A 4,557-nucleotide genomic window follows, 5' to 3' on the forward strand; every position below is an offset into this window, starting at 1 on the left:
GGGCGTCGTCGCCGGTCCCCGCCGCCCGGACGGCGGACGGGGCGGCCCGCTGCGTGCGGACCGCCCCGTCGAGGTCGTGCGTGCCGGCGGTCGGGCCGGCAGGTGAGCGAGGACTACTGGCCGATGGCCAGCTTGACCTCGTCGGTGAACTGCTTGGCGGCCTGCTCGGGCGTGAGCCGCTGGAACAGGACCTCCTCGTTGATGCGCTTGGTGATGCCGGCGACCTCGCCCGCACCCACCGGCGGCACGACGGGACCGTCGACGATGTCGCCCTCGAGGCTCGCGAGGAACTCGGCGGCCTGCTTGTCGGTGTCGTTGAACTTGTCCTGCACCGCGGCGCGGACGTCGGTGTTGGCGGGCAGGCCGCGGTCGGACAGCAGGATCTCGCCGGCGGCGGGGTCGTTCAGCAGGAAGTCGACGAGGAGCTTGGCCTCCTCCGGGTGCTGCGACTTCGCGGAGACGGAGTAGAACATGGCCGGCTTGAAGTACATGCCGGTGCGCTCCTCCTCCGACTCGCCGGGGACGCGCAGCAGCTGGAGCTGGCGGCCGGACGCGGTCGTGATCGCGGTGAGCTGGTTGGTCCAGAACCACGCCATCGCGCCCTTGTTGGTGCCGACGAGGGACTGCTCCGGGCCGCCCGCGTCGGTCTCGACCGTGAGCGCCGCGTCGGGCGTGCCGCCGCCGGCCTGCAGGTCGAGCGAGTACTGCCACCAGTCGGCCAGCGTCGACTCCTTGTAGCCGACCTCGCCGTCCTCGTTGTAGAGGGACTCGCCGCGCTGCCGCGCGAAGATCGAGAAGCCGGGCTCGTTGAAGCCGTAGTCCTGCGCGCCGTAGACGGCCTTGCCCGTCTTGGCCGAGATCTCGTTGGCGATGTCGACGTAGTCCTCCCACGTCCACGTGGTGTCGTCGGGCAGCTCGACGCCCGCGGCGGCGAACGCCTCGGGGTCCGCGACGATCGCGTACGCGTTGACGCCCGTCGCGACGCCGTAGAGCGCGTCGTCGATCGTGCCGGACTGCAGCACGTTCGGGTCGATCTTCGAGGTGTCGAGGTCGAGCTCGTTCAGGTCGGCCAGCACGCCCTGCGACGCGTAGTCCGCGAGGTAGCGCTCCTCCTGCGTGATGACGTCGGGGGCGTCACCGCCGGCGACGCCGGTGCTCAGCTTGTCGAAGTACGAGTTCCAGTCCGTGTAGTCCGGCACCACCGTGATGTGCGGGTACTTCTCGGTGAACTTGTCGAGCACCTGCTGCGTGAGCTCGTGGCGGGTGTCGGAGCCCCACCACGAGAAGCGGATCTCGACGGGCTCGGGCGGGCCGGACGAGGTGGCCTCGGCGGCGGGCTCGTCGGACCCGGCGCAGGCGGTCAGGGCGAGGGCCCCGACGGCGAGCAGTGCAGCGGACCGCAGGACGGCGGTCCGGCCGCGGAGGGCGGGACGGTGGCGCATGGTTCTCCTTCGTGACGAGGACGTCGGTGTGCTGGTCACTGCGGCCGGGCGCGAGCCCGGGTGCTACTTGATGCCGGTCGTCGCGATGCCCTTGACCAGGTACTTCTGGCCGAAGAGGAACGCGAGGAAGACGGGCAGGAGGGAGACGATCGACATCGCGAACATCGGGCCCCACGAGCTCTGGCCCGTGGCGTCGATGAACGTGCGCAGGGCGACCGGTGCCGTGTACATGTCCGGTCTCGTGAGGAAGATCAGCTGGCTGAAGAAGTCGTTCCACGTCCAGATGAACGTGAAGATCGCGGTGGTCGCGAGGGCGGGCATCGACAGCGGCAGCATGATCTGCAGGTAGATGCGGCCGTGCCCGCAGCCGTCGAGGCGCGCGGCCTCGTCCAGCTCCTTCGGGATGCCGCGGAAGAACTGGACCATGAGGAAGATGAAGAACGCGTCCGTGGCCAGCAGCTTCGGCACGATCAGCGGCAGGAACGTGTTGATCCACTCGAGCCGGGAGAACAGCACGTACTGCGGGACGATGATCACGTGGATCGGCAGCATGATCGACATGAGCATGATCGCGAACCACAGCTGCCGGCCCTTGAACTGCAGCCGCGCGAACGCGTAGGCCGCCATCGAGCAGCTCACGAGGTTGCCGACGAGCGAGCCGAGGACGATGAGCGCCGAGTTCAGCAGGTAGCGGCTGAACGGGTACTGCAGCGCGTTCCACCCCGCCGTGTAGTTGGTGGTGTCGATCTCCGACGGGATGAGCGACACGTCCCGGAAGATCAGCTCGCTCGGCTTGAACGAGCTCACGAGCAGCCAGATCAGCGGGTACAGCATGATCAGCGCGAGCGCGATCAGGCCCACGTGCTTGAGGAAGGCGCGCCAGCGGGACGGCCAGGGGGAGCGGACGCGGAGCGCCGGGGCGTCGGTGCCGCCGTGCCGGGCGTCGGCGCGCGAGGCGTGGACGCCGGCGGCGGGGTCGGGGCGCATCTGGAGGTCAGTCATCACCGTAGAAGACCCAATACTTGGAGGCGAGGAAGTTGAGTGCCGTCATGGCGGCGACGATGAGCACCAGCAGCCACGCCATCGCGGAGGCGTAGCCCATCTGCAGGGCCGTGAAGCCCTTCTGGTAGAGGTAGAGCGTGTAGAACATCGTCGAGTCGGCCGGTCCGCCGGTTCCGCCGGAGACGACGAACGCCTGCGTGAAGCTCTGGAACGCGCCGATGACCTGGAGCACGAGGTTGAAGAAGATGATCGGCGTGAGCAGCGGGATCGTGATGCTGCGGAACTGCCGCACCTTGCCGGCGCCGTCGATCGACGCGGCCTCGTAGTACATCTCCGGGATCTGCCGCAGGCCCGCGAGGAAGATGATCATCGGGGCGCCGAACGTCCAGACGTGCAGGGCGACGAGCGTCCACAGCGCGGTGTCGGGGTCGGAGACCCACCCCTTGCCCTGCACGCCGAACAGCGCGAGGAACGCGTTGACGAGGCCCTCCGCACCGAACACCTGCCGCCAGAGGATCGCGACGGCGACCGAGCCGCCGAGCAGCGACGGCAGGTAGAACACCGAGCGGTAGAACGACAGCCCGCGCAGCCCGCGGTCGAGCAGCATCGCGAGCCCGAGGGCCACGACCAGCTGCAGCGGCACCGCCGTCAGCACGTACGTGAACGTGACCTTGAGGGAGTTGAGGAGCCGGGGGTCCTCGAACATCCGCGTGTAGTTCTCCAGCCCGATCCACGTCGGCGGCTTGAGCAGCCGGTACTCCGTGAAGGACAGGTAGAGCGACATCACCATCGGCCCGACGGTGATGAGGAACAGCCCGAGGAACCACGGCGCCAGGAAGATCGCGGCGACCTTGCCCTCGCCCCGTCCCGTGACGCCACGGGCGGCGCCCGCGGCTCCTCGTCTCCCGGTCGTTCGCCGGAACTCACTTACTACCGACATGCGTCGACCACCTCGTTGTGCATCGGCGTTGCAGCGGGAAACCGGTTCCCGATTGGGTACCGTAGCACCGGCCGAGCGCCTTGGGAACCGGTTTCCTGTGGTGTATGTTCGGCCACGAACCGTACCCGGGGGGTCGAGCAACGCGTGCCCCGCGGGTCGGACGGGAACGACCCGGTGGAGGACTGCAGTGACGCAGAACGGGTGGGCGCGCACCGCGCCGACCATCGCGGAGGTCGCGCGCATCGCGGGGGTCTCGCGCGCCACGGTCTCGCGCGTGATGAACGGCCGGACGACCGTCGACGCCGAGCTGGCGTCCCGCGTGCGCGAGGTCGCCGACCAGCTCCACTACCGGCCGAGCAACGTCGCGCGCAGCCTGTCGCTGGGCCGCACCGAGACCGTCGCCGTCGTCGTCCCCGACCTCGCCAACCCGATGTTCCAGCAGGTGCTCCGCGGGGTCGCGTCCGCCGCGTCCGAGAGCGGCTACCGCGTGCTGGTCGCCGACACCGCCGAGGACAGCGTCGACGAGGAGAAGGTCGCGCTCGACGCGCGCCTGCGCTGCGACGCCGTCGTCCTCGTCTCGCCGCGCATGCCCGAGCCGACACTGCGCGCGCTGCTCCCCGAGATCCAGCCCGTCGTCGTCGTCAACCGCGCCCCCGACGGCACCACCCCGACCCTCGGCATCGACTACGCCGACGGCATCGAGCAGATCGTCGACCACCTCGCCCGGCTCGGGCACCGGCACCTGCTCTACCTCGCCGGCCCGACCAGCAGCGCGTCGCACTCCGCGCGGCTCGAGGCGCTGCGCGTGGCCGCCGCCCGCCGCGAGGACCTGCGCCTCTCCGAGATGCCCGCCGGGTCGTCCGTCGACTCCGGGTACGCCGCCGCGCAGGACGTGCTCGCGTCGCGCGCCACCGCCGTCGTCGCCTACAACGACCTCGTCGCGTTCGGCCTGCTCGCGCGGCTCAACGAGCTCGGCGTCGCCGTCCCCGGCGACATCTCGATCACGGGCTTCGACGACATCGAGCTCGCGCGGTACGCGACCCCGTCGCTCACGACCGCGACCGTCCCGCAGGTCGAGCTCGGCCGCCTCGCGTGGGAGCACCTGCGGCGGTCCGCCGCGGGCGACGACGTCGACCCCACCCCGCCGCTGATCCGCCCGCTGCTCGCCGTGCG

At 70.1% G+C, this 4,557-nt stretch carries 4 protein-coding genes; 1 reads left to right on the forward strand and 3 read right to left on the reverse strand.

All coding sequences use genetic code 11. The annotated features are described in order from the left end of the window. Nucleotides 1–113 precede the first annotated feature (113 nt). From HGA02_RS11175 to HGA02_RS11185, 3 genes are all read right to left on the reverse strand, one after another. The gene (locus HGA02_RS11175) at nt 114–1,442 is read right to left on the reverse strand and encodes an ABC transporter substrate-binding protein (RefSeq protein WP_168679072.1); all 1,329 of its coding nucleotides are present in this window, start codon (nt 1,440–1,442) and stop codon (nt 114–116) included. Between the two features lie 63 nt (nt 1,443–1,505). Beyond that, on the reverse strand, nt 1,506–2,444 hold the full coding sequence (locus tag HGA02_RS11180; protein ID WP_168679073.1) for a carbohydrate ABC transporter permease: 939 nt from the start codon (nt 2,442–2,444) through the stop codon (nt 1,506–1,508). Continuing rightward, nucleotides 2,437–3,384 carry a carbohydrate ABC transporter permease gene (locus tag HGA02_RS11185; protein ID WP_168679074.1) on the reverse strand — a complete coding sequence of 316 codons (948 nt, stop codon included), beginning with the start codon at nt 3,382–3,384 and terminating at the stop codon, nt 2,437–2,439. Before HGA02_RS11185 ends, HGA02_RS11180 begins: the two co-directional genes overlap by 8 nt. Nucleotides 3,385–3,571: 187 nt before the next feature. Here HGA02_RS11185 and HGA02_RS11190 point away from each other — a divergent pair. After that, nucleotides 3,572–4,557: substrate-binding domain-containing protein (locus tag HGA02_RS11190; protein ID WP_168679075.1), on the forward strand; the 986-nt coding region annotated here is incomplete at its 3' end.

The sequence above is a fragment of the Cellulomonas septica genome (genome assembly GCF_012396155.1).
GTDB classification, from domain to species: Bacteria; Actinomycetota; Actinomycetes; order Actinomycetales; family Cellulomonadaceae; genus Cellulomonas; species Cellulomonas septica.

Coding starts and splice junctions, on each gene's coding strand:
- HGA02_RS11175 (WP_168679072.1), bottom strand. CDS start 1,442: ATGCGCCACCGTCCCGCCCTCCGCGGCCGGACCGCCGTCCTGCGGTCC.
- HGA02_RS11180 (WP_168679073.1), bottom strand. CDS start 2,444: ATGACTGACCTCCAGATGCGCCCCGACCCCGCCGCCGGCGTCCACGCC.
- HGA02_RS11185 (WP_168679074.1), bottom strand. CDS start 3,384: ATGTCGGTAGTAAGTGAGTTCCGGCGAACGACCGGGAGACGAGGAGCC.